The organism is Magnetococcales bacterium, assembly GCA_015232395.1.
Taxonomy (GTDB): Bacteria; Pseudomonadota; Magnetococcia; order Magnetococcales; family JADFZT01; genus JADFZT01.
In genome coordinates this window covers 39799-64811 of the sequence record JADFZT010000021.1, presented here as the reverse complement: position 1 = coordinate 64811, position 25013 = coordinate 39799, and the positions used below count along the sequence as shown (strand labels likewise).

The 25013-nt window shown below is 52.6% G+C and carries 22 protein-coding genes; 7 read left to right on the top strand and 15 right to left on the bottom strand.

From position 1 onward, the window contains the following. Positions 1–391: 391 nt before the first annotated feature. Entirely contained in the window at positions 392–1795 is a 1404-nt protein-coding gene (locus HQL52_08315; protein ID MBF0369443.1) for a sulfatase, read from the top strand. A 418-nt stretch (positions 1796–2213) separates the two neighbouring features. Here the strand turns inward: HQL52_08315 and HQL52_08310 are convergent, their stop codons facing one another. The 5 genes from HQL52_08310 to HQL52_08290 all read right to left on the bottom strand — a co-directional run bounded on the left by HQL52_08310 (position 2214) and on the right by HQL52_08290 (position 7684). Then, positions 2214–2486 carry a type II toxin-antitoxin system RelE/ParE family toxin gene (locus HQL52_08310; GenBank protein ID MBF0369442.1) on the bottom strand — a complete coding sequence of 91 codons (273 nt, stop codon included), beginning with the start codon at positions 2484–2486 and terminating at the stop codon, positions 2214–2216. Beyond that, positions 2486–2695, bottom strand: a complete 210-nt coding sequence (locus tag HQL52_08305) for a hypothetical protein (protein MBF0369441.1) — start codon at positions 2693–2695, stop codon at positions 2486–2488. The genes HQL52_08310 and HQL52_08305 overlap by 1 nt, the downstream gene beginning before the upstream one ends. 60 nt (positions 2696–2755) lie before the next feature. Continuing rightward, positions 2756–3766, bottom strand: coding sequence for a zinc-binding alcohol dehydrogenase family protein (locus tag HQL52_08300; protein MBF0369440.1), 1011 nt, complete (start codon positions 3764–3766; stop codon positions 2756–2758). A 102-nt stretch (positions 3767–3868) separates the two neighbouring features. Beyond that, entirely contained in the window at positions 3869–6826 is a 2958-nt protein-coding gene (locus HQL52_08295) for a response regulator (protein MBF0369439.1), read from the bottom strand. 60 nt (positions 6827–6886) lie between these two features. Beyond that, positions 6887–7684 (bottom strand): transporter substrate-binding domain-containing protein, encoded by a 798-nt coding sequence (locus HQL52_08290; protein MBF0369438.1) that lies wholly within the window; start codon positions 7682–7684, stop codon positions 6887–6889. A 938-nt stretch (positions 7685–8622) separates the two neighbouring features. Between HQL52_08290 and HQL52_08285 the strand changes: the two genes are divergently transcribed. The 3 genes from HQL52_08285 to HQL52_08275 all read left to right on the top strand — a co-directional run bounded on the left by HQL52_08285 (position 8623) and on the right by HQL52_08275 (position 10326). Continuing rightward, positions 8623–8835, top strand: coding sequence for a cold shock domain-containing protein (locus HQL52_08285; GenBank protein ID MBF0369437.1), 213 nt, complete (start codon positions 8623–8625; stop codon positions 8833–8835). A gap of 155 nt (positions 8836–8990) precedes the next feature. Beyond that, positions 8991–9200: a hypothetical protein gene (locus tag HQL52_08280; protein ID MBF0369436.1), complete on the top strand. Its 210-nt coding sequence runs from the start codon at positions 8991–8993 to the stop codon at positions 9198–9200. Positions 9201–9405: 205 nt separating this feature from the next. Next, entirely contained in the window at positions 9406–10326 is a 921-nt protein-coding gene (locus HQL52_08275) for a cadmium carbonic anhydrase (GenBank protein MBF0369435.1), read from the top strand. Positions 10327–10450: 124 nt separating this feature from the next. Here the strand turns inward: HQL52_08275 and HQL52_08270 are convergent, their stop codons facing one another. The 9 genes from HQL52_08270 to HQL52_08230 form a co-directional block, all read right to left on the bottom strand. Further along, positions 10451–10705, bottom strand: coding sequence for a type II toxin-antitoxin system YafQ family toxin (locus HQL52_08270; GenBank protein MBF0369434.1), 255 nt, complete (start codon positions 10703–10705; stop codon positions 10451–10453). A gap of 3 nt (positions 10706–10708) precedes the next feature. Next, entirely contained in the window at positions 10709–10972 is a 264-nt protein-coding gene (locus HQL52_08265) for a type II toxin-antitoxin system RelB/DinJ family antitoxin (GenBank protein MBF0369433.1), read from the bottom strand. A gap of 103 nt (positions 10973–11075) precedes the next feature. Beyond that, positions 11076–11951, bottom strand: a complete 876-nt coding sequence (locus tag HQL52_08260) for an SDR family oxidoreductase (GenBank protein MBF0369432.1) — start codon at positions 11949–11951, stop codon at positions 11076–11078. Between the two features lie 8 nt (positions 11952–11959). Further along, a complete protein-coding gene (locus HQL52_08255) occupies positions 11960–12715 on the bottom strand; it encodes an SDR family oxidoreductase (GenBank protein ID MBF0369431.1) in 756 nt (251 codons plus the stop codon). Positions 12716–12717: 2 nt separating this feature from the next. Beyond that, on the bottom strand, positions 12718–13551 hold the full coding sequence (locus tag HQL52_08250) for a sugar phosphate isomerase/epimerase (GenBank protein MBF0369430.1): 834 nt from the start codon (positions 13549–13551) through the stop codon (positions 12718–12720). A 6-nt stretch (positions 13552–13557) separates the two neighbouring features. After that, complete coding sequence (locus HQL52_08245) at positions 13558–14481, bottom strand: aminotransferase class IV (protein MBF0369429.1); 924 nt, start codon at positions 14479–14481, stop codon at positions 13558–13560. 510 nt (positions 14482–14991) lie between these two features. Beyond that, entirely contained in the window at positions 14992–15753 is a 762-nt protein-coding gene (locus tag HQL52_08240; protein MBF0369428.1) for an NTP transferase domain-containing protein, read from the bottom strand. A gap of 13 nt (positions 15754–15766) precedes the next feature. Next, complete coding sequence (locus HQL52_08235; GenBank protein ID MBF0369427.1) at positions 15767–16624, bottom strand: N-acetylneuraminate synthase family protein; 858 nt, start codon at positions 16622–16624, stop codon at positions 15767–15769. A gap of 70 nt (positions 16625–16694) precedes the next feature. Then, the gene (locus HQL52_08230; GenBank protein MBF0369426.1) at positions 16695–18005 is read right to left on the bottom strand and encodes a hypothetical protein; all 1311 of its coding nucleotides are present in this window, start codon (positions 18003–18005) and stop codon (positions 16695–16697) included. A 621-nt stretch (positions 18006–18626) separates the two neighbouring features. Here HQL52_08230 and HQL52_08225 point away from each other — a divergent pair. Both HQL52_08225 and HQL52_08220 read left to right on the top strand, forming a co-directional pair. Further along, positions 18627–19454, top strand: a complete 828-nt coding sequence (locus HQL52_08225) for a class I SAM-dependent methyltransferase (protein ID MBF0369425.1) — start codon at positions 18627–18629, stop codon at positions 19452–19454. A 106-nt stretch (positions 19455–19560) separates the two neighbouring features. Continuing rightward, positions 19561–20571, top strand: coding sequence for a methyltransferase domain-containing protein (locus HQL52_08220; protein MBF0369424.1), 1011 nt, complete (start codon positions 19561–19563; stop codon positions 20569–20571). 73 nt (positions 20572–20644) lie between these two features. On the opposite strand, the gene rfbG is transcribed toward HQL52_08220, so the two are convergent. Then, positions 20645–21730, bottom strand: a complete 1086-nt coding sequence (gene rfbG / locus HQL52_08215) for a CDP-glucose 4,6-dehydratase (GenBank protein MBF0369423.1) — start codon at positions 21728–21730, stop codon at positions 20645–20647. An 862-nt stretch (positions 21731–22592) separates the two neighbouring features. Between rfbG and HQL52_08210 the strand changes: the two genes are divergently transcribed. After that, complete coding sequence (locus HQL52_08210) at positions 22593–24632, top strand: PAS domain S-box protein (protein ID MBF0369422.1); 2040 nt, start codon at positions 22593–22595, stop codon at positions 24630–24632. Positions 24633–25013: the final 381 nt, after the last annotated feature.

Sequence of the window (25013 nt, the reverse complement as noted above, 5' to 3'; positions counted from 1 at the left end):
GTTTGAGCGTAAAGCGGTTTTGGCCAATGATCTCCATGGTGGCTGGAAGTCTACACCATGAGCCAGAGGCACGCACCTATTGCCCCCGAAGGGGGCGTCATGTTCAGCGACCGAATGGGAGTCGGATAATCTGAAAAAAGGCCCAAAAAGCGCTCTCAGAATTTCCGATGCCAGTCGCTCTCGCTCCAGGAGATAGATGGAGCTGTGGCATCGCAAAGAAAATAGGTAAGGTGCGCTCTGCATCCATAAGCTGACTTATGGACACCCAAAGGAAATGGGTAAGGTGTCCCCCGATTCCCCCGATTCATTACCCGATTCAGATTACGGAATTGCTATATTTCGCCGTTCTCATCAACCGGCAATGGATTAAAATACTGGCAGGAACTCTCTCATGTACTCTTTACATCATTTATTGCTGATCGCCTTTTTTGGCCTGGCCCTGATCAACACCCCCCTGGCCAGTGCCGCGCCAACGGACAACCCCAGCGCCGACGCTCCCAATCTCACCAGTCCCGGCGACAACCATCAACCCAATATAATCGTCCTGCTGGTGGATACCCTGCGGCTGGACCATACCTCGCTTACCGACTATTCCCGAAACACCACTCCCAACCTGAAGGAATTTTCGGAGCAGGCCTACCTCTTTCCCAACGCCAAGGCCCAATCCTCCTGGACCTTGGCCTCGGTCTCTTCGATTCTGACCGGCCAATATCCCTTTCATCACGGCATGAACGCCGAGCCTGACCACGGCCCTGATGATTACCAGTTGACCGGCACCCTGGTGGGGGCATTCAACCACAATACGGACTATCACACGCTTGCGCTGCTCAGAAACTATATCACCAAATATCTGGTAGGGGATTTCAGGGAAAAGATCTACCACACCAATCTGGATCCCGACTCCACCCACTCCGACGCCAGCGCCGTTGACGAAGCCATCGACTGGATCGCCGATTGGCGTGATAACGAAAATTTTTTCATGTTTCTGGCCTTGCTCAATCCCCATTGGCCCTATAACTGGTCCCTAAACGAGACCAATCATTTTGCCGACTATCTGAGCGATGACACCTATCTAAACCATGACCCCACCCTCTTAAGCCTCATCGATCTGACCCCGGTGGGACGGCTGACCTATACCGATATCCCGCCCAACATCCGATGGAAGTTTGACGCACCCAACAACAAAGCGGCCGCCTATCAGGAGGATGGCATCTATATCGCGGCCTACGATGCTGAAATCCGCTATGCGGATTCTCAAGTGGGTAAATTGATGAACCACCTGAAGAAGCTGGGAGTCTATGATAAATCCATGATCGTGATACTGGCCGATCATGGCGAGCTGATGACCGAACAGGCGGATGCCTCGGCCTTTTCCCACGGCGATCACCTCTACAACGCCGAGCTCTCCGTACCGTTCATGATTAAGTTCCCCCACCAAACCTCCCAGCAGGTGATCGAACCCATGGTGCGCACCATGGACCTGTTACCGACACTGCTCGATTATCTGGGGGTTGAGATCGACACTTCCGAGCTGGATGCACGCTCCCTGATGCCGATACTGCGGGGAGAGAGGGTAAATTATGATGAACGCCCCATCATTTCCTCCACCGAACTGGAGGGAACGAAGATCTCCATCTACAAAAACGGCATGCATCTGATCAACTATGTCGAGGAGGGGACCTTCAAGCTTTTTGACATCAATGAGGATCCCCTGGAGCATAACAATCTGGCCGACAGTCAGCCGGAATTACGGGATTCCCTTTGGAAGACCCTCTGTAAATACTATTGCGAGTGATCCTGCCCCTCCTGTCCCTCCTGAAAATCTCGTATGGCCGCCCAATTTGGGGTGCCAACCCAGGAATCGGGGGAATCGGGGGACACCTTACCTATTTTGGAATCGGGGAATCGGGGGACACCTTACCTATTTTCTTTGAATCGGGGAATCGGGGGAATCGGGGGGAATCGGGGAATCGGGGGACACCTTACCTATTTTCTTTGCCCTACCATAGAATAGTTTATAATCCCTCATAGTCAGAATCGCACACATCGTTGTTCCAGGAATCCCCCACCACATCACCCAGCTGGCAACATCGTGGTCGCTCGCGCCCTGCGGGAAGGGCGGGTACTCCACGCCCAACCATGGAACCACCCATCGTGGTCGTGATTTCGGCGGTGGATATCTGATTTCTTCATGGCTTGTAGCCAGATTGACGCTACTTTTTTAAATCCCGATAAAAATTTTCATGACCCCCGAGGGCCAGGAGAATGATGGCATCTTCCGGTTCGTTCCACTCATACGCCAATAGGGCCAACTGTTTGGCCATTTTAAACTTGTGCACGCGAACGCCCGCCAGATCCCCCACCTTGGCTTCCCCGGATTGGGGATTGTCCGCAATAGTCTTCACCGCGCCATCCAGATCTTTTTTTTGGTTGGGGTGCAGTCGCTTGACGGACATCTTGAAAATTCGGCTTTGAAGAATGCGCATCAGCCAAACTCATACACCTCATGCTCTTCTTCCTCACGGGCCAGAAGAATATCCTTGATCAGCGTAAAGGGCAGATCCGGGTTTTCCTCAGCGATCTTGCCGATGCGGGACCAATATTCAATCTGTTTGGGCAGGGAGCGGTGATAGACCCGGCCAAACCGTTTGGCCTCCGCAACCAGTTCATCCGATATTTTGACGTTGACCGGCATTTTGGCTTCTCCTTCGGTTAAAGCCAAAGTAGACCATAATGGACCATTTTGGAACCACAGTCAGAACCCCTCCAAAACCGTCTTGCCAATGGATCGGCCACTTTCCTGCTGACGATGTGCTTGGCGTAGATTTTCTGCATTGATAACACCACCATGATGGTTACAGGTCGTACGCAAGCGATTTTCATCAACCAAGGCTGACACGCGATTGAGCAGCTCATGCTGGGCAATCATGTCCTCCGTTTCGAAAATCGAGCGGGTAAACATCAGTTCCAGGTGTAGCGACAGCGACTTGGGTTTGAGATCCATCACATTGATTGCAGAAGGGTCCGGATCATCGATCATGGCAATTGCGCCCCGGGGTTTGAGAATTTCCGTGATCGCTTTAAAATGCTGATCCGTTGCCGTCAAACTGGCCACATAGCGGGGAACGATACCCATCTTTTCCAGTTGAGGGCCCAGGGGTTGTCTATGATCAATCACCCCATCCGCCCCCATTTGAAGGCACCATTTTTTGGTCTCTTCCCGGGAAGCCGTCACAATCACCTTTAAACCGGTCAGCTGTTTGGCCAGCTGTGTCAGCATCGAACCCACACCGCCCGCACCGCCGATCACCAACAGACTATCCCCCTGGCCACCCTTTTCAGCCAGACCAAAGCTATCAAACAGCAGCTCCCAAGCGGTAATGGCCGTAAGAGGCAGCGCCGCAGCATCGGCAAAAGAGAGGGAGGAGGGTTTTTTCCCCACAATCCGCTCATCGACCACATGCAGCTCAGCATTGGTGCCAGGCCGATTGAGATCTCCCGCATAAAAAACTTCGTCACCCGGTTGAAACAGCGTCACCTCAGAGCCCGTTGCCCGCACGATGCCGGAAGCATCAAACCCTAGAATTCGGTAACCTTCCTTGGGCTCTGCCCGCTTACGCACCTTGGTGTCAACCGGATTCATGGAAACAGCTTTGACCTCGACCAAGAGATCACGCGTTCCTGGTTGCGGATCAGGGAGCGTGATCTCCTGCAAAGATTTAACATCGTCGATGGGCAAACTCTTTGAATACCCGACTGCCCGCATATTGACTTCCTTTTCTGATGGATTGGTCGCTGAAACGCCCAAAAAGCGATCTCCGACTTCAAGATGACCTACTTTGGCTCAACCCGAAAAAATGATCCCTGCTCATCCCCCTTCAAGCTTGGCCAACATTTCCCCAACCAACTCCTGAGCCTGATCGAACTCGTAACCATTCAGCGCTTTTCCCAGGTCCGTGGCATGGCGCAGAAGAGGCGATCCTTGAAGCTGATCAGCCAGGTTGTCGCAGGTTTCTCCAGCAGCGGAATCAAAATTGTCTATCTGTTCCTGGAGCGTTGCCAACAGGGATTGAACGGCTGCGCGATCGACAGTAGCCGATTTTTTCGACACCGCCCCACCCGACTGTAAAGTCGCCTGGATTGTACTCATGGCCTCCCCGAGGCGTTGACCCGTCAGCACCATCAACCCCTCGGGAGGTGAGCCAGGATCATTTTTGAGCACAGCCTCCAACTCCCCTGCAACAGCTTGCAGGGCGGTTGCGCCGATATTGCCAGCAACCCCTTTCAGCGTATGGGCACCACGAACAGCGCCTTCACGGTCTCCCGCATCCAAACTCTGTAGAATCCGCTCCATGGCATCACTTTCCGCCTCCACAACCTTGCCCAGGGTCTTACGAAAAGCTTTGGTGTTGCCCCCCATACGCTCCAAGGCCTTTTTGACATCAAAACCCGGTAAGTTCAGTGGTGGTTGATCGCTCTTCGCCTCTGCCGCCGATTCCGCCAAACGTTGCTGCAGCTCCAAAGACACTTCCCGCTTCCCCGGCTTCACCCACTTGGCCAAGGAACCATACATCTCCTTGGGATCAATGGGTTTGGCCACATGATCATTCATGCCAGCCGCCAAACATTTTTCCCGGTCTCCAGCCATGGCGTTGGCAGTCATGGCGATAATAGGCAGATCGGCAAAGGCGGGATCCTGACGAATTTCCCGGGTGGCGGCATAACCATCCATTACCGGCATTTGCATATCCATCAACACCACGTCAAAGGCCTCCGCCCTGACTTTTTCCACACCAATTCGACCATTTTCAGCGACAGTGACGATCAGTTGAGCCAGCTCCAACAGTTCAGTAGCCACCTGCTGGTTCACTTCATTATCCTCAACCAACAAAACCCGTGCGCCTCGGATGACCTGGACAGCTTCAAGCCCCAAATCCCCTGTTGGACCAGCCATGCTCTGCTGTTTGTCATAATCCAACGCCACCATGGCCGAATCCAGCAGGGTGGAGGCCGTTACCGGTTTTGAGAGGTATCCGCCCAACTCTTGATCTTGAGCGCTTCGCAACATTTCATCTCGGTCATAGGCTGTCACCATAACCACTTTCGGCGGCGCTTTCAGGCTGGTATCCGACTGCAATTTTTGGCAGGTTTCAACGCCATCCAGGCCCGGCATTTTCCAATCCATAAATACCAGTTTGAAAGGCTCTCCAGAGTGATCGGCCTGACGGATCAGCTCCAAAGCCTCCCCACCACTGGCGGCTGAGCCCACCTGAAAAGAGAGGCTTTCTGCCAGTTGCTCCAAAATTTCCCGAGCTGTCACACTGTCATCGACCACCAACACACGTAAGCCACGCAGGTCCACTTCTGAAACCTGACTATCAGATGCGATCTCGGCCGATACACCAAAAATGGCGGTAAAGTGGAAAGAGCTGCCTTCACCAGGGGTACTCTCCACCCAAATTTTCCCACCCATCATCTCGGTCAATTTTTTGCTGATGGTAAGCCCCAGCCCCGTACCGCCATACTTGCGCGTCGTTGAAGCATCCGCCTGGCTGAAAGATTGAAACAGTTTTCCAACCTGCTGCTCATTCATGCCGATGCCGCTGTCTGTGACCGAAAATTGCAACGTGACCTGCTCCCCGTCAGAGGTCAGCTGGGCCACACGCACAACGATCTCCCCCCGCTCAGTAAACTTAACAGCATTGTTGACCAGATTAGTGAGAATCTGCCCCAAGCGCAGAGGATCGCCCTTGAGTCCATTGGAAATTTTTGGATCAATCGCCATGAGGAGTTCCAACCCCTTCTCACAGACCTTCACATTGATCAAGTTGGCCAGATTGTCCAACACTTCATTGAGGCGGAAGGGGATCGCCTCCATATCCAATTTTCCCGCCTCGATTTTTGAAAAATCCAGAATGTCGTTGATAATGCCCAACAGGGCATTCGCGGCCGTGTGGATCTTGTCGATATAATCCTTCTGCTTGGGGTCCAAACCGGTCTGCAACGCCAGATAGCTCATACCGATAATGGCGTTCATCGGCGTGCGAATTTCGTGGCTCATGTTGGCCAAAAAATCGCTTTTGGCGCGGTTGGCCTCCTCCGCCTCCTCCTTGGCAATGGTAATGTCCTTGGTTTGGGCCTCAATCTTCGCCGCCATGGACTCTTGCAGGCTTTTCAGCTCAATGCCGTTATTCTTGAAAATATGAACAGCTCGCGCCACTTTGCCAATTTCGTCTTTTCTGCCAAGCTCGGGAATTTCAACCCGATAATTTTTTTTGGCCAGCTGCTCCATGGCGTCTGAAAGTCGCAGCATGGGCCGCATCATCCAACGCATCATATTTACGATCAGAAAGGCGTTGACAAATAGCAGCAGAAGCAGCTCAAAAGCGCCTTCGAGGAGACGCTTTTGATAATACTCCTCAATGGAGGACTTTGAGATTTCAATAGAAATCTGACCGATGATCTCTTCGTTCGGGTCGAGGGATTTCGGTGTTTTAATGACGGCTGTAACGGTAAAACTTTCAGGGGCGGTTTTCGTGGATCCGGCGCTGACAGGGGAGTACTCCATAGCAAATGTCACCTCTGATGAGAGAACATTTGGATCCTCGACAATGGCGTCAAGAATAGTGGTGATACTCTCTTCATCAAGACTCCACACCGCAACACTCAAAGAGGTGGCAAGACTTTGGGTTAAAAGCCTGCCCTGTTGATAGAGAAATTGAGTGCGCAGATTGATGGCCCTGCTGGTATCCACCACGATGATGAATGCCTGAACCAGGGTGATAAGTAGAACAAAACCGACGATCATTCTGTTTTTGTAGCTCAAAATGTTCCCTGCTTTTTCAAAAAATGTGGTGTAACTGATATCAACTGACTTTCATCTGGTCTATTGATAGTATTGAGCATAAAGCTGTTCTGTCCAACCGCTCAGAGCCATCTCTTTCAATGCTTGCTGAAATTGATAAGCAAGGCTCTCTTTCTCCAGGATGACAGGATAATTAACCGCAGTCATCGCTTGTGTCGGGTCAAAATCCGGATTGGCACTCCCGGCAAAGTGGGGGGAATTTTTGGAAAATCCGAGGTAGAGGGGCTTTTGCCCGCCACAGCAGTTTGGGTGGGTTTTCAGACCGGAAAACTGTTCTGTTTTCAACAGATAATGAATGCTGGACCGATTATAGATGTAAAAATCACCCCGTTTTTTTTGCAACAGGAACAGCGCCTTTTTGGTCGTCAGCTCAGGAAGCTGCTTAAGCCTGACCCCTGTCACTCCCTGAAGAAAGTCTGGCGCTCCCAGGGCGCTGATCATTGTTTTGCCTTGCAACTGAGACAGGTCGGTCACTTCGGCCAAGTCGGCGTGTGACACACCGATATCCCCCCCTGGCAGGCCATTTTCGATATAAAAAGTATAAACAGCACGCTTTTCGGTAAAGTTAAAGCCGGGGTAAAAATCGATCCGGCCATCCTTCAACATTTTAAGGACCACTTTTTTTGGCTGCCGCACCACCTCCAGACTGCAACCCACCTTTTCGGCGGCCTTACGATACAGATCTGAGTAGAGACCCGAGGCATCTGGATGTTTACCGATCAGTGGCAGCCGTTCGTTTGTGCGGTATCCCATCGTCAACGTACAAGCTGCAGCCATATTTTGAAACAGAACGAGTGCAGACAGAAAAAAGAGCCCCATCAGCACATGTTTTTGATGTTTTATAGGCATCACATGACCCTCTCATGGCAAAATAATTCCAACAATATCAAGCTTGTTTTGCAGTTCAAACATCAGGGCATTGCGAATTTGGAACTCGAACCCGCATAGCTGGCAAATTTTATCATAAACTCCCCCCGCACCCTATCACGAATTTCACTTTCCAGGTGACATCATCGACCAGAGAGCTTGCTGCAATCCATCGATTTTGGCCTTCAGAGAAAGCCTGAATTTTTTTTAAAACATCTTCATATCCAATCAGTTGCGATACTCATGGAAAGCTGCATCACCCTACAACAAAACCAAAAACGGCCTATTGCAACAGGCTCCGCATGGTTTGGATCTTGCCCTTAACCGAAAAAGAGGATGACCATGGTGCAGCCCCATATCGACTCTCAGCCGATCCAATTGGGTTTGGCTAAACCAACCCGGTCCTATCTCATCGTTCTTTCTCGATTTAAAAAGATTGAGGGGGCCTGGTTGGCATCGGTCATCTGATCTTTCAAGGTGTGTGGGAATAAAGACAGATGATATCAACAGACTAAAGAAGTTCCATAAAAACAATCAGGTGTCTGGAGTTTTTGAGGCCGGAACGGACTGATTTTGCTTCCCCCAAAAAAGACCATCCATCGCCCCCCTCCTCTTTTTCAGGCCTATGCATTTGGTGATTGACAGCCATGAGTTGGCAATGTTAGGGTTGGGGAAATTGTGTTTAGTCTGGCAGTAATCGAAAACATAGCCTCCTACGTGGTCACCATCTTCGTGCAATCCTCAATTGGTAGTCGCTGTCCCCAGGACCCCTTAACGGTATCCAAGACAGGACTCACAAATCCAAAATGCATTGTATTCATGGCTCCCTCGTGGTTCTGTCTCAACATTACGCCAAATCCCATCTTTTTACCGTGAAGGAGTTTTAGATCATGTCAGAACGTGAAACTGGTACCGTCAAATGGTTCAACGACAGCAAAGGCTTCGGCTTCATCGAGCGTAATGGCGGCAAAGGCGATGCTTTTGTTCACCATTCAGCCATCTCCGGCGAGGGCTTCAAATCCTTGCAAGAAGGGCAAGCGGTTGAGTTCACCGTCGTAGCCGGTCAAAAAGGCGCCGCATGCGAAAACGTGGTCGCGCTCTAAGCTGACCCGTCAAGCCTGTCGTTTAAAAAAAAAGCCGTCCCGAAAGGGGCGGTTTTTTTTGTCCTCCCACCACCCCACTCTCCCTACCCCCACCCAACGCCAGCCTTCCTCAAACCCTCTACTGAAAAGCTTCCCCTTGAAATGCCGCCCCAAACATGGCGAAGCTGGAAAAGAGCATGGTTTGGCGCTATTTTTTTTGGATCAATATCGGAAGAGTCCAAAACGACGGCACAAACTCCGAAACCAGATTTGCAGCACCTCATTTCAGCCTTTCCCATGAAGAAGCCAGCGATACCGGAAAAAGCTTTCCCCTGCTGACCAAAGCCGGACAACCATACGAATTCTGGTTCAAGCGATGCGCTTAAGGCCATCGTTTAAACTTCATTCAAAACCGAAAAATCGGCCACAGAGAACACAGAAAACACAGAGGTCGCAGAGGAAAAGCAAGAAAAACAGCTGAAGACTCTGACCACTACCGGGCATGAGTTTGGCTCGACTTTGGTTTTCTCTGTGTTCTGTGTACCCTTCTGTGGCTAAACGTTTATTGTTCGACTCACCTGCTGAACCGGAATGGGTATCTCTTTGAAAAAAACACCGTTTCAGTGGGCACCTACCCCTTTTTCCCATAAATTTCAGACTGAGAAGGCAAAGATCGTGAAATCAAAAAAAATAAACATTTCAGCCTTACTCTCCATCCTGGCCTACCTCCCAACGGCTGGCTTGGCAGGGGAAAAGCACCAGGATGATCAACCAGCCTCAGTCACTCCTGTGGCTTGCACAGGGTATGGCCCCCAGACACCGAGAGATATAGATCAAAAAACCGGTAAAAACAGGCGTTCCTTTTCCTTGGCCCCCCATTTTACGGCATTGAATTTGTGCAACATTCATTTTCACGTCAATGCCGAACACAAGGCCAAGGATTTTTCCATTTTTGCCGGTGCCGGAGATCATGGGCACGGTGGGGGATATCAATGTGTGGCCAGCAAATCCCTCACGCCATCGGAGTTGACCCCCCTCCAAAACAACAACTGTGCCGGTGTTCAGGCTGGAGACACCATCGAAGTCCATTGGGTCCACTCCTCCTGTGACATCACTCCGGGCAAAGGCCTTGGATCGTGCCTCTCTCAAAGCTGTGCCAATCCGAATCTGCGTGTGGAGACTCAGGTTTTTACCGTGGTGAACGATGCTTCCGCTTTAAATTTTAACGATATGAACTACGACGGCCACAAAGCCAACGGTTTACATCAAGCCAAATCAATTCCTGACAATACGGGTGCTCCTGTGGAATTTTTGGGCTCCACAACAGGGCCTGCTTACAGTGAACAGAGCTGCTCACCCATGCAGGTCTCTTGGAGCGTCCGCCCCAACTGCGCCAAGCTGGACATCAATAGCCTCAGTCAGTGGTGCGCCAAAAATGCATTCATGGAGGACCACGCCCACGGTGTACGTCAATTGGTGGTCAATCCCGATTTGCTTTCCAAAATCGACTGATGATTGAACAGACAAAAACGGGGTCAAAATCCACCGAACAGTCTCTTGAGAGGCTCTTCTTGGGGGTCAGCTCAAAAATTGGCACAATTTAACTCCAAGACTGGCGCCCTGAAAATCTGTCAAGTTACATTTTGCTATTAATAAGCCAATACAAACCAACCATTAAAATGTAATAGATCAGTAGCCAATCCGGCTCAATGTGGGCGTCTCGATAGCCTTGCCAGTTACATTTTAATGGATGATCCAGATATTCCGCCGGTAACGTCTCGCCATCCATCAAAAGAGAGATCAAGGTCCGCAACTTTTGCATCTCTTTGCCACGCTTGATGGCTTTTTTGACATCCCGTTTGAATTGGCTGGAACGAATGGGTTGCCGCATCCATCAGATCCCCAAATCTTCAAACAGATCCTCTTTGGAGTCCAGCTTTTTACCCTTTCCCTGCTCCAACTCCTCAATGGCTTTGGTCGTCAGCACATTGGGGGATTTTATCTCAAAGGGCAGTCGCTCTTCATCGATAACCCGCATCAACATCAGCCGTATGGCATCCGACATATTCAAGCCCATAGAGGCCAAAACGACAGATGCGCGCTCTTTCAAGGCTTTGTCCACTCTTGCCCGGACGTAGGTCTCGGTGTTGGCCATGATGGAACTCTCCCTGATGGATTTAAAAACACCCCCCCATTGTAGTCCTGTCAAGACTACAATTGAAGCCATTTTTCGTGAAAGATGAGGGCGTGGAGAGCAGGGATTACCAGCAGGTGCGCCCGCCATCCATGGAGAGGGTTGCGCCGTTCATGTAGGAGGAAGCGTCTGAAACCAAAAAGACCACCGCCGCTTTATATTCCTGTTTTTCAGCCATGCGGCCCATGGGAATCAGTCGGGTCAGTTTTTCCAAAAAGGCCTGATCCTGCTCCGCAAAAACCCCACCCGGCAGCAAAGCGTTGCTCCGCACCCCCTGGTCGGCCCAATAAGTGGCCAAATATCGGGTCAACCCCAACAAGCCCGCCTTCACCACCGAATAGGTCACCGGCTTGACCGGCTGGGACTCCGGTGATTTGCCGGCCTGCTGATAAATCCGCTGGTCCGGGGCGATGATGGCCAAGTCCGAGGCCATGTTGAGAATCACCCCTTTGCCCCGACGCGCCATTTCAGCACCGAACACCCGGGAGCACAAAAAGGCCCCGGTCAGCCCCACGTTCAAGTCCTGATTCCAGGTATCCAGGGAAAACTCTTCCAATCTGGAGCCATGCCGACCAAAGGCATCATCCTCCACCTTGGGATTGTTGGCGGCATTGTTGATCAATATATCCACCCGGCCATAGCGCTCCAAAACCCGAACCAGAGCCCCCTCCACCTCTTCGGATCGGGTGATATCGCAGGCCATGCCCATGGCAGGCACATCAAAAGATTTTGCCAAATTTTCCGCACACCCCCTGGCACTCTCACCATCCAGGTCCAACACCACCGGGATCCCCCCCATTTCGGCGATGGCTTCCCCATGCTGGACCCCCAACAGCCCCCCTCCCCCGGTAATCACCGCCACCCGCCCGGAAAGATCCAGGGCTTGGCGCACGGAATGGGTGGGGTTGGATGGATCGCCGGGAGTGGATACGGATTTGCTCATGAGTGTCTTTAGCCTCGCAGTTGCCCGCCATCCAACACAAAAACCGCCCCCGTCGCAAAAGAGGCCCGGGCCGAAGTGAGAAATACCGCAAAATCGGCAATCTCATCCAGCTCGCCCAAACGCCCCAGGGCCACTTCCCGCTGCAACATTTCCTGAACGCCCGCCCGATCTTCCCCAAGCTTGCGCTCCCAGGTGCCCCCTTCAAACCAGACATTGCCAGGGGCCAGGGCATTGATCCGCACCCCCTCCTGGCCCAATGGTCGCGCCATGCCCCGCACATAGGCATTCAAGGCAGCTTTCGCAGCACTATAAGTGATCGGTGCCCCCAAAGCGGCCAATCCGCAGATGGAAGAGAGGCACAACACCACGCCCCGGCTCTCCCCCAAAGATTTTCTGGCAGCCGCCACCATGTGCGTTGCGCCATATAAATTCATCTCCAGCACCCGCTGCCACTCCGGGGGGGTCTCCTGCCCAGGAGGAACCGATGCGCCACTGCCGACATTACACACCAGCACATCCAATCCACCCCAACGCGCCCCCACCGAAGAGATCAGGTTGGCGCACGCCTTCGGATCCGTCACATCCCCTGGATGATAACTGGCACCCTCCCCCAAAGCGGCCACAGCCTGTTGCAGGGGCTCAACCGTTCGGCCATTCAAAGCCACCCGACACCCTTCTCGATGGAGGGCGGTGGCGATGGCCAAGCCGATACCCCGGCTGGCACCCGTCACCAAAGCGGTTTTGCCTGCAAGCCCCAGATCCATGGCTACCCTTCCTTCAACCAGTGGCTCACCTGATCGGCATACCCCTGGAGCAGCTCCCAATGGGCTTCCTCTTTGGCTCTGGCGGTTTGCAAAATATAGCGCCCCCCATAACCTGATTTTTTCAAAAGGCTGAAAACGCGGGGAAAGTCGGCGCTGCCCTGCCCCAGAGGAACCGTTGTGCCACCCAACAGGCGATCTTTGACGTGGACGTTCCAAATCCGCGAACCATACGCTGCCATCTCCTCCTCCGGGTCAAACCCCAACGCCGCGCTGTTGCCGATGTCATAGTTGATGCCGAAATGGTCTTTGGGAAAGGTGGCGATGAAAGTGCTCAGCCAGGGGGGAGGAAAGTCGGATTCGAAGATGATCCGAACTCCGGTTTGCTCCAGCAGCGGAATCAGCGCCAGCAAACCATCCCGCAGCGCCTTTTCCTCAACCAGTCTCTTCAAGGCACCATTGTCCACCAAAGGCAGCACCACCAGGCGCACCCCCACCTCCCCAGCCCCCTGCAAAACCGCCCGCAGATCATCCAGCAAAGCTTGCCGCTCCTCTCCCGCTACCTTGAAAAACGGGGCCTGCATAAAACAATCCGCCGTCAGGGTTTCAATGGACACCCCATGGGCCTGGCAGAGCCCCTGGATCTCCCGGCGTCCGTCAGGGGTCAAAAGGGGATTTTGCCGCAGACCCTCCTGATCCAGGGTCCACTCCATGAGGGAAAGTCCGATTTTTTCCGCCAGGGGAAACTCTGCCTGCCAATGATCCTTTGGGAAGGCTTGAATTTTTCCGTCTACCAGGGGAGAAAGACGCCCCTGCATGAATCCGATGTTGTTGCTCATCACACCTCAGGAAGTTGGGTCGTTTTCGGAAGGGGGTGGAGTAAAGGCATAAGGAGTGGGGGCTGTGGGCTGGGAGGCGGCATCCTGGGCATTCCACCTTTGAATCTGGCTGGGGATATCCACCCCCACATTGTCGCTCCATTGGGAGAGCAGGCGGCTGAAAATCCCACCCACCCGGCCATCACCAATCTTGACCCCCATCAGAGAGGTGACCGGCAACATGCAAAAGGGGGTGCCGGTCATGAAGGCTTCGTCGGCGGTGTAGACGTCGTAGGGTTCGATATTGGTTTCCACCACCCGCATTCCCAGCTGGGGAGCCAGCTCTTCCAGGATATATTGGCGGCTGATACCCCGCAAAATGTTGCGCCCTTCCGGGGTCAAAATCACCCCATCCTTGACGATAAAAAAATTATCCCCGGTCCCTTCAGCGATATAGCCGGCATCGTCCAGAAGCAGTGCCCAGTTGTTGTCGCCGCTGTAGCCGGAAACCTCAATATTGGCCATTTGCAGGTGCAAACGGCTGCGATTTTTGATTTTGGGCTCTAAAAAGCTGGCGGGAATTGCCCGCTGGGAGGGAATCACCGCATTGATGCCGGTTTTAAACAACCCACCCATCCCCGCCACGGTCCAGCGCAGGGGAAAATCGGCGATGATATAGTTGGGCCCCTGGTGAGAGCCCACCACCCCCTGATAGATCCCCAACATCCCCCGGGAAACATCGATCAATATTCGATGTTCGTCATCCGCTGCAAAAGCCCCGGCATTGGCTTCCATGGTTTCATAAACCGCTTTTTCCATCTCTTCAGGGGAGAGCGCCAGGGGAATGCGCAAAATTTTGAGACCGGCGTATAGACGATCGATGTGCTCACGCAATTTAAACTGCTTTTGATTGAAGGAGCGGGTCATCTCAAAGACCATATCCCCAAACATCAAAGCGGAATCATAGATGGAAAGTCGCGCCTGGCTTTCCGGAACAAAAGCGCCGTTGAAGCAAACCACCCGGCCACTTCCAGCCGCGTCTGAACCTGGATTCTGTTCTGGCTTTTCGTCCTGAGTCCGAGCCTGGGCTTGAATCTGTGGCTGGGCCTGGGCCTGAATCTGAGCCTGGGCCTCGGGCAGTGACCACTTGAATCCCCGCCCCCGCCACGCTACTGCATTGATTGTTTTGTCATCTACATAAATATCTGCCGTGGGTTTGCCCAGATAGAGCTCATGGAAAGGCACCCCCCAACGCTGCATCTGCCCCTCGGTCACCTCCCGCCAATCGATACCGGTGGTGGCACCTCTGGCGGTATGGAGCAATATTTTGTGCCCTTCGGCATAAAGCCGCTGGATCTCCTCAACCACATCCCCAAAGGGCTGGGCATCCTCATAGGCCCCTTCGGTATTGGTGCAAATGGTGCCGTCGATATCAAAACAGTAGGTCGCCATCATGAACCTCTAAAGGGGAACTTTGCCGTCAATGCCGTCGTGCCAGGCGATGATGTCCGTGATGTGGAACTGGGGATTTTTGGGGTAGAGCGCGCTGTAGAGGGCTTTGAGATAGGCGTATTCGGCAGGCGTGTTCACATCCAACACCAGATCCGGGCGGGAAAAACCAGCCGGACAGCTTACCGTTGCCACCGGATATTGCTCAGAATCCACCACCTGCCCGGTGGCATAGTCAAAAAAATTAAGATGCAGATGCTCCCGCTTCAGGGGATCGTCCTGTCGCCGCCAAACCTCTTCCAGGCTTTTAAAATCAAACACTTCCGCACCAATACCATCGGGATAGCCGTTACCCAAAAGCTGGGTGATATTGGTCGAAAAGGCGGCACGCCCCCTGAGGTGGTGGGCGATGATCCGATCGATCTCTCCAGGCTCGGGAACCGGATTGTCACCCGGCAGGCGCACCACCACATCGGCGCTGAATTTTTGGGCGGCCTGGTAATACCGATCCACCAGATCCCCTTCCGAGCCGGAATAGACCGCCACCCCCCACTCCAGGCCAACACCGGCCAACACCTCATTTTCAGGGGTATCCGGAATAGCCAGGACGATTTGATCCACCTCTTGGCACCCTTTGACCCGCTCCAGGAGCCGTCCGATCAGTGGCTCTCCAGCCAGGGGCATCATCGATTTTCCCGGCAAGCGGGTGGAGCCCATGCGCGCTTGAATGATCAGCACAACCCGCTGATGGGCAGCTCTCCCCTCTGAGCGCATCTCAAGAGCCCCATCAAAGCCAGTAGCGTAGTTTCCCGGCGACCTTATCTTCCACAGGGGTGCTTTTTTTGACCCCATCCCCCATCACCACCGGAATTTTGCGCAGTTGCGCCACCAGGGTGATCAATCCCGCAGCTTCCAAAGAGGCCGCCTGATCGCTGCCATACATGGCTCGATCCAGGGTGATATGCCGCTCCAGGGCGACGATGCCCATCATGGCGGCCATCAGGGAGGGAGAAACCGAAGATTCATGGCCGCTATACCCCACCGGGCAGTCAAAACGATTTTGCAATTCGGGGATCAATTTCAGGTTGAGGGTCTCTTCGGGGGAGGGATATTCCGAAACCGTATGCATCAAAACAAAGGGGCAGTTGTGTTTTTTGAACAAGGCCACCGCCGCTTCGATCTCTTCCAGGGTGCACATGCCGGTGGAAAGAAAAGTCGGCTTGCCTTCCGCTGCGACAACCTCGACAAACTCCAGATGGGTGGTCATGGCCGAAGCGATTTTGTTGAACTTTAAATCGTAGGGGCGCAAAAATTCCTGGCTGGGGATATCCCAAGCCGAGGCGAACCAATCGATACCCACCTGTTGGCAGTAGTCGTGGATTTCATCATAGTCGGCCCGACCAAACTCCAACCCTTCCTTCTGCTCCCGCTGGGTGGTTCCCCAGGGGCTCTCCCGGGGGCTGTCCAACAGCTCTTGGGTATAGACAATATCCAGGGTGCGCTTTTGAAATTTAACCGCATCACACCCGGCCACTTTCGCCAGATCAATCAACTTTTTGGCAAGCTTGAGATCCCCGTTGTGATTGATGCCGATCTCTCCAATCACATAGATGTGACGTGCCAGCTGAACGGAGGAGGCATCCATACGGTTCAGAGCAAAATCGAAATTGGTCATAGGTCATTCCCTGTGATGGTGAGTGCGTTTTTTCTTCTGTTCATGTGGATTTCTGTTGCTCTGAACGGTGTTCCACCCTCTGTGGCTCTATGGCAGATCCACTGAGAAACAAAAAATAATCATGCAAGATATCGGCCTTCGGGTTACCAGCGAAGATCAAATCGGTTAAAAATTTTCTGGAATTCGGATCCCCATAGGGATCTTCCGGTATTTTTTTCTTCAAAGCATCCATCTGTTCAGCAAATTCTTTCCGGGAGTGACTGAGCCAGCTTAATTTATATTCGTCAAAGATAAAGGGAAATCGGCTCATATAGACAGGTAACAACACCACTTTTCCCCGCATCATGGGGTCCAGGATAACACTGGAGTGGCTGCCCACCACCACATCGGCCCAGGAGACCAATTCGTGGGTGGTCACTTCATCGCCAAATTGTCGGCTCTGCCTGGCCGCCAAAAACCGCGACTGTTGTGGAGAGATGCCCCGGGTATTGCGTTTAATGAAAAGCTCCACACCCGGATCTTCATCCAAGAGAGAGACCAGGGCAAACTGTTCCTCCATGGAAATATCATAGACATCACTGGTTCCGGCTTTGGCTTTTTCCATCAAAAACAAAACATGCAGACGGTTTTCACGCCGTGGCAGCGACGAATCATAGATCTTCTCGATCACAGCCATCCATTCAGGACAAAAACGGGCCGAGCCCAGGGTAACCGCCTTTCCCGGAGAGAGTCCCGGGGAGCGTTGGGAGGCAAAAAAAGCATCGGTCATGACCTTTTTATCAAAAAAATCACACTCCTTGCCATAAAGAGGGGTGTCGCTGTCTGGATTGGGATGTTCCCAAAAGGTCAAAAGGCCGTGGGGGACTGCAACGCTGGCAATGCCCTTTTCATGCCCTTTTTTGACCAAAGCCCGATACATTTTGGAAGGGGAGTGGTCAAAGATAAACAGGGATCCCGGCGGGGTTGCTTCCACTACTTTGAGGGCGTGACGCCAGTTGGGAAAACGCTGGAAATGGTGGGGCACAAAATAGTGGCTGTAGAGACGCTCCATCCGACTGAACAGCACACTGAACAGACGGCTGGTCTCACCCAGTTGTCGCAAAAAATGGTATAAAAAAAAGCTGACGCTACTTAAATGTGGGGTTTCCAGGGTGACTCCCCGGGAAGTTAAAAAAGATAGTCGTTGATCTCTCTTGGGATAAACCGGAGGCAGGGGGTTGGACATCACATAGCGTATGCGCTCCACGGGCACGCCATATTTCAGCAATCCATGAATGATGGGCACCATGTGATCGATATCATTGAAATGTCTGGCCCAAAACACATAGTGGCGATCTTGAATCTCTCCCACCCAATCCTCTCTTGCTGGCGTTTCTCTCGTCGGGATTGCTTTCAGTCGACCATTTATCAAGCGGGCAATCGACCATTTACAGCCCGCTTAAGGTGTTCTGAAAGGCCTGATTTTCCAAGATAACATTCAATGACTGAAGAGCCTTCCTGCTGCTACCCGGGCAGATCCATTTTGGCCCATGCCCGGGGCATGACTATACCATACGCCATTATTTCCCTGCCTGGTTAATAATGGTTGGGATTTGATGCCACTCCGAAAGCCTGTTGCCATAGCCGTTTGGCCTTGATGCAACGTTACACCGCTTTCAGCAAGCCTCACACAGCTTGAATCAGGCCATGATTACAAAAACGGCAAGCCTGACCTGAAGAGTATCATCGACCTGTTGCAACAGGCTCATAAAAGCACCGAAGCAAAGCCCGATATCGCCATCAACCTGACGATCTGTTCGAAAAAAAACCGCCCCCAACAACCGCCGAAAAACAATTGACGCTGCACTGGAATTGCCGGATCCTGATTTTGGTGAAAAAAGGGGTGCAGATCATTGGGACACCACCCCACCCAGCCGAACCGACCATGCCCCAAGCCTTCCACAAATCCCCCCACACAGGTGTGACTGAAAACATGAACACTCCCCTGGTAGACGAACAGCCCAACATACTGAGCGAGCAGGAAATAGCGGCCTATATTGAACAATATGATCTGAAAAAAGTGGTCCCCTGGAGTGGCGAACCCAGCGACATGAGCCCCAACGACTCGGTGGATCCGAACTACAACCAGCCCTTTTATCCCGACTGGCCGGACCTTGTTCGCCTTCACTCTTTGGTTTTGACCCGGAAGGTGACCACCATTTTGGAGTTTGGCTGCGGCTATTCCACCCTGGTGATGGCCCACGCCCTGGCTGAAAATCAACGACGTCACGGGGCCTTCGTCGAAGCCAATCTCCGCCGCAACAATCCCCACGAACTCCACGCAGTGGACGATGAAGAGAGCTATATCCAGCTCACCCGGGAACGCATCCCTGAGCAGCTGGCCAAACACGTTCATTTTCATCACGCCCAGGTGGCCATGACCCGTTTCAATGGCCGCATCTGCACCGAATATGAACGCCTGCCCAACATTTGCCCCGATTTTATCTATCTCGATGGACCGGGCCAGTTTTCAGTGGTGGGTGAGATAAACGGCATCTCCACCCGCACCAGGGATCGCCTGCCCATGGCCTCGGATCTATTGGCCATGGAACATTTTTTTCTGCCAGGCACCCTGATTGTGGTGGATGGTCGAACCGCCAACGCCCGTTTTTTATGGGCCAACTTTCAGCGGGAATGGGACTATTATCACGATGAAGAGGGGGATGTGCACTATTTTGAGCTGCGGGAACTTCCCCTGGGCTATATCAACGAAGCCCAGCTGCGCCATTGCCTGGGAGATGGGTGGCTGGAGAGCCTGTAGCTGGGAGAGCCAGAGCCCCCCCTCACTCTGAACAGGGCAGATGAAAAAGCAGGTACGCCACGATCCTTGTCGGGATAGTAGCGTGCCAGGACTCCAAGGAGCAGCGATGACCGTTTTGGTGGATAGCAAGGCCATGATCAGCGCGTGCATTCTCTGTGGAAAGCCAAAGAGCACCACCTTTGCTTATCCGAAGGAGAGCCAGTCCGAGCTTTTTATCTCCCTTGAAGCAGCCCACTGTGTCGGGTGCGATTTTGGCTGGGTTGTCAACAAGATCGGCCATGAAAGGCTGGTTGAATATTACAGCCGCGAATATCCTCTCTTTGCCGGAAGAAGCCAAAAACCGCCCCCCTCCGGCTATTTTCCGAAGATTGATCTCCCCCCAGACCCTGCCAGGGATTGGCTCAAGTGGCTCATTGAAACCAAAGAGCCTGAATATGCCCACTCTTTTGACCACATGCACAAGCCTCACCGGCAGATGCGCCACCTCTGCCTGGCTGCCGCCACCTTCCGGCAACTACATGACCCCCCCCCCACCACCCTTCTGGATATCGGCACCGGGTTTGGTAACTGCCTCTATTTGGCAAAAACTTTTTTTTGGCCGGATATCAACCTGTTGGCCCACGAACCTGACGAAACAATGGCCCCTTATCTCAACCATATCGGTGCCCGGCGAATCGATCTGAAAAAGATCCAAACCGCCTCGGTAGAGATGGTTTTTTCTTCCCAATCCCTGGAACATCTGGAAGCGGATGAAGCCCTGGAGGTGATGGGGGAGATCAAGCGGATCCTCAAACCGAGGGGGGTGTTATCTCTTGAGGTACCCAATGTCAGCTTTAAAAAGCATGCTGGATTTTTGGAGATGAACCATGAGCCCCATCTCCTGTTTTTCAGCATACGCGCCTTGAAAAAACTGGTGGAAAAATGTGGTCTGAAGATTCACCTTCTGGAGACAAACTCCCCCATCCCGGAAATGTTCGGCATCACCAAACTTAAAAAATTCAGAGAAAAATTGTCCCATGGAGCCAGAGTTGGCTCCCGTACATTGAAATTCAAAAAACAGAGCTGGCGGATCCACCCCAATGGCGGCTCCATACTGGCTATCTGCTCCAAACAGTGATTTTGCCAGCCAGGCCATCCACCTCCCCTCAAAACCAAACCAGCCCCTCTTCGCCAACTCTTCTTACAACGCCTCAATCCGGTTTTCCAAACGCCTCAATCTGGGCCAAACTGAAAGCGGTCATGTCGGCGTTGTCCAACCACGCCTTTTGCCACGCCACCGTTTGGGTCAAGGCTTGGTGCAAGGACCAGCGGGGTTGCCAGCCCAACGCCTGGCGAGCCAGGGTGTGATCCAGGCGCAACAGGTGGGCTTCATGGGGGTTTTCAGTGGCGGGATCCAAGCTCACCCGGGCATCCTCCCCCCATAGTCGAGCCAAACTTTCCGCCACCTCTCCCACCGGGGCATCCCCCCCCACATCGGGTCCAAAATTCCACGCTTTGGCCCATGCGCCCCCCTCCGGCTCCACCAGCTGCCGGGCCAGTTGCAGATAGCCCGATAACGGTTCCAAAACGTGTTGCCAGGGTCGCACCGCCCCGGGAAAACGCAAAGCCACCGGCTCCCCTTTGGCAAAGGCCCTCAAGCAGTCCGGTACCAGACGATCCCGGGCCCAATCCCCCCCACCGATCACATTACCAGCCCTGGCTGTGGCCAACCGAACCTGACTCCCCTGCTTTTCATCAAAAAAGCTCTGGCGATAGCTGGCTGCAACCAACTCAGCCGCCGCTTTACTGGCGCTGTAGGGATCCCGTCCACCCAGTCGATCCACCTCCCGGTAGGGATGAACCCACTCCCTGTTTTCATACACCTTGTCAGTGGTGATGAGCACCACAGCCCGCACCGACTCCGTCTCACGAACCGCCTCCAGCAGGTGGGTCGTGCCCATCACGTTGGTAGCCAAAGTGCCAGCGGGATCCCGATAGCTTTCCCGTACCAGGGGCTGGGCAGCCAGGTGAAACACCACCTCCGGCTGGGCTTCCCGGAGAGCCGATTTCAAACAGTCGGCATCCGCCACATCAGCGCGCTGATCCGAAGCCAGCAGGGAAGGAATCCGAGCAGCTGAAAAGAGGTTGGGATCGGTGGGGGGAGACAAGGCATAGCCATGGACCTGAGCCCCCAACCGATGGAGCCACAGCGCCAGCCACCCCCCCTTGAATCCGGTGTGGCCGGTGATCGTTACCGAACGACCCTGCCAGAATGAACCATCCTCATCACGCACCATGATTTAACAAAAGCCTCTTTGGAGTTGAGCATCAACCCTGTCAGTTATACTCTGGGAAAGCCCTCCTTTGTTGAATGCACTTTCCCCCCATAACGCTTGTATTTAGACCAAGAACCAAGACCTGCGTCAAATATTTTGAACCATCAGGCCTGTTTCCTCTCCAGAGAGCCTCTATCTGAGGAAGTTGCATCAGTCTATATTCATTCCCTGGCCAAAAAAGGGGGGGGGAAAGAGCAAAAAAAACATGACTGAGACGGTGTTAAGGGTCGGTGATGACCTGATTGCGCATTGATGGACGTTGCCATCCGGCTATTTGGATGGATAGGAACGTAAATTGCTAGAATCCAGTATAATGGCGATCAGAACCTGGGAATTCTGGCACGACTGAATCGGAGCTATTCCTCCATAAAGCGAACCTTATCCCAAGTTCAAAAGGTTTTTAAAAGTTATCACAACAGGGCTGTTTTTCTTCCTGAAGACAAAAACAAAACGACTTTAAGCAAACAAAATACAGACTCAGCAGAAGTATCAGGATATTTCAAAACAGCATGCCTGGACAAACACCAAAAATTGACCTTTGGCAGCATGGCGTCGAAATAATCATCACTCTGACGGATTTATTTTGACGCCACCCGACTGCCAAACAAAAATCAACAACAAAATCAACAAGCTTTACTACAAACAAGATCCCAAAGCAGTCAACCTGCATCCCCATGACCTGCACAAATTTTACTTCCCTTATCCACCACATTCAGGTAATGAATGTAACTTAAAGAAACACACGTGATTTTATTTTCCACCACACACATTGCAACAGATTATGCACCCTTTACGGTATTCCGGTAGAGGCAGGGGAGTCGGTATGGGGGCAATCCAAAAGGATTTTTTAAGCCAGGTGGCCTTTTTCAAAGGGGTCTCTCCCACACCGCTGTTGGCCTTTTTGGCCAACCTGCCCACCTTGGAAGTACCAGCCGGCACCATTCTCCTCTCCCCCGACCAGCACCAAGCCAACATAATGTATCTGCTGCTGGATGGCTATTTGACCATTCACTTTGGAGAAATTACCAGCCCGCCGGTGCGGCGCATGGAGCCGGGCCAATCCGTTGGTGAAATAGGCCTGTTGCGCAACGCCCCCCCCACCGCCTTTGTGGTCAGTGATGGCCCGGCCCAGGTGATCGAAGTCAATGAGAAGGCCTTTTGGGAAATGCTGGCCAAATTTTCCCAGGTCGCCATCAACATGCTGCACATTTTTTCCGATTGGCTGAAAACCTCCACCGATAAAATTATTTCTGAAGCACGACAACTCGAACAGAGCGAATCCCGGCTGAAGGCCATCCTGGAGGGGGTCAACAACGGTATTCTGACTGTCAATCCCAAAGGGATCATCGAATCCGCCAACCCAGCCGCCTGCCATCTTTTTGGAGTCGATGCCGACAAAATCACCGGTGCCCTCATCCATCACTATCTGCCTGAACTTGTCTTTGAGGATTACGACAAGTACAAACGCCTGTTTTTCGGCAATGGCAAAAAAAATGACGATTTTGATGGGGTTGCCACCCGTTTGACAGGGCCTGACGGCAACGAGCTGATATTGGAGGTGTTTGCCGGGGAAGTGGATGTCCGGGGTTTGCGTTTTTTGACCCTGATTGTTCAAGATGTCACCGCCCGCCATCAAGCTGAGGAAGCCCTGCTCCTGTTGAATCAGGCCATGGAGCGTTTCGTCCCCAAGGAGTTCATCACCATTTTGGGGCACAAGGAAATTTCCGATGTGGCCTTGGGGGACAGCACCAAAAAACGCATGACGGTGTTGGTCTCCGACATTCGGGATTTCACCTCCTTTTCCGAGCAGACCTCCCCGGATCAGGTGTTCAAATTTATCAACGCCTACCTCCAGCGCCTGGAGCCCATCATCAGCGCCCACGGGGGAATCATCGATAAATATATCGGTGATGCGGTGATGGCCCTCTTTCCTGAAGATCCGATGTTTGCAGTTGAGGCGGCGGTGGAAATGCTCTGGGATTTGGCGGCGCATAATCTGGAGCGCCAAGCTAAAAATCTGCCTGCAATTCGCTGTGGTTTTGGGATCAATACCGGCAACCTGATGCTGGGCACCATCGGTGGCCACGAAAGGATGGAAAATACCGCTATCGGCGATAGCGTCAACCTGGCCTTTCGTATCGAGTCCATGACCAAGAGTTGCAGCTCCCCCCTCTTGATCACCCACTATACCCTGCTGGGAATGCACACCCCGGAGCGTTTTTCCATCCGCTTTGCCGACTTGGTGAGGCCCAAAGGCAAACGGGTGCCAGCCTTTGTTTTTGAAGTGTTTGACAACGATCAGGAAGCGTTACGGGAATGGAAAGCCCAGGTAAAGAAGCCATTCGAACAGGGTGTTTCCCTCTTTCATTTAGGGGAGATCGACCGCGCCCTGGTGTTGCTCAAGGCGTGTGAAAACCCCAATCTCCACGACCCGCTGTTGCAAAGCTATTTTAACCGCATCGCCATCCGACAGCTGAACGCCCCCCAAGCCCACACCCTGCCTGAGTGGTTTATCTGGTTTAGTCAGTTGACGGATAACCCAGAGATCATTGATACCCAACTTTGGCAAAGCCTGCAAACAACCGAACAGTGCATGCTGGGCCGGGAAAGTGGCAACGTTCAGAAGCAACTGATTGATATTTATGATTTTCTTGGTGAGTGTGTTGAAAATTGTCAATCAGAAGAAGGATGTTATTTTAAAGGCTGGACAGGCCCTTGCTCCTCCATCCTCCGGGATACCCGCCTGCATCTCCAGCAGGATCTGGATCTGGCCAGCCAGGAGGTTGTCGATAATCGGATGGGTGAGGCTTATCTCATTCTACGTTTGAAGATTCTGCTCTACGATTGGTTTGGGAATGTCTGATGTGGCTTTCCAAGGCTGAACAGAGCCGTTTTGATTGATGCTTTTGATCGATGCGGTTGGCTCACCCCATCCTAAAGGTTACACGGGTTACCTCTCCCTTGACCATTCAAAAGAAGGCCTGACTCGGAATAGGTTGAAACAAAAAAACATTAAAATATGCGTAGGATCTGGTGAGCGAAGCGAACCGCATCATTCAAGTTCATCCCTTGGGATGGGGCATGTGAACCCGATGTGATTTAAGAAAAGGAATGATTTGGCTTTGTGTGAGGTGGTTTTAATCGATGCGGTTCACTTCGCTCACCCCATCCTAAGGGTTACATCTACAATGGGTTATGCGAGCCAGCCTTCCTCCAGGTGAAAAAACCTCCCCATACATTCAGT

Coding starts and splice junctions, on each gene's coding strand:
- HQL52_08260 (MBF0369432.1), bottom strand. CDS start 11,951: ATGAGCAAATCCGTATCCACTCCCGGCGATCCATCCAACCCCACCCAT.
- HQL52_08315 (MBF0369443.1), top strand. CDS start 392: ATGTACTCTTTACATCATTTATTGCTGATCGCCTTTTTTGGCCTGGCC.
- HQL52_08225 (MBF0369425.1), top strand. CDS start 18,627: ATGAACACTCCCCTGGTAGACGAACAGCCCAACATACTGAGCGAGCAG.
- HQL52_08220 (MBF0369424.1), top strand. CDS start 19,561: ATGACCGTTTTGGTGGATAGCAAGGCCATGATCAGCGCGTGCATTCTC.
- HQL52_08280 (MBF0369436.1), top strand. CDS start 8,991: ATGGCGAAGCTGGAAAAGAGCATGGTTTGGCGCTATTTTTTTTGGATC.
- HQL52_08245 (MBF0369429.1), bottom strand. CDS start 14,481: ATGTTTGGGGATATGGTCTTTGAGATGACCCGCTCCTTCAATCAAAAG.
- HQL52_08270 (MBF0369434.1), bottom strand. CDS start 10,705: ATGCGGCAACCCATTCGTTCCAGCCAATTCAAACGGGATGTCAAAAAA.
- HQL52_08235 (MBF0369427.1), bottom strand. CDS start 16,624: ATGGATGCCTCCTCCGTTCAGCTGGCACGTCACATCTATGTGATTGGA.
- HQL52_08255 (MBF0369431.1), bottom strand. CDS start 12,715: ATGGATCTGGGGCTTGCAGGCAAAACCGCTTTGGTGACGGGTGCCAGC.
- HQL52_08275 (MBF0369435.1), top strand. CDS start 9,406: ATGGGTATCTCTTTGAAAAAAACACCGTTTCAGTGGGCACCTACCCCT.
- HQL52_08310 (MBF0369442.1), bottom strand. CDS start 2,486: ATGCGCATTCTTCAAAGCCGAATTTTCAAGATGTCCGTCAAGCGACTG.
- HQL52_08290 (MBF0369438.1), bottom strand. CDS start 7,684: ATGGGGCTCTTTTTTCTGTCTGCACTCGTTCTGTTTCAAAATATGGCT.
- rfbG (MBF0369423.1), bottom strand. CDS start 21,730: ATGGTGCGTGATGAGGATGGTTCATTCTGGCAGGGTCGTTCGGTAACG.
- HQL52_08305 (MBF0369441.1), bottom strand. CDS start 2,695: ATGCCGGTCAACGTCAAAATATCGGATGAACTGGTTGCGGAGGCCAAA.
- HQL52_08285 (MBF0369437.1), top strand. CDS start 8,623: ATGTCAGAACGTGAAACTGGTACCGTCAAATGGTTCAACGACAGCAAA.
- HQL52_08250 (MBF0369430.1), bottom strand. CDS start 13,551: ATGAGCAACAACATCGGATTCATGCAGGGGCGTCTTTCTCCCCTGGTA.
- HQL52_08300 (MBF0369440.1), bottom strand. CDS start 3,766: ATGCGGGCAGTCGGGTATTCAAAGAGTTTGCCCATCGACGATGTTAAA.
- HQL52_08240 (MBF0369428.1), bottom strand. CDS start 15,753: ATGCGCTCAGAGGGGAGAGCTGCCCATCAGCGGGTTGTGCTGATCATT.
- HQL52_08210 (MBF0369422.1), top strand. CDS start 22,593: ATGGGGGCAATCCAAAAGGATTTTTTAAGCCAGGTGGCCTTTTTCAAA.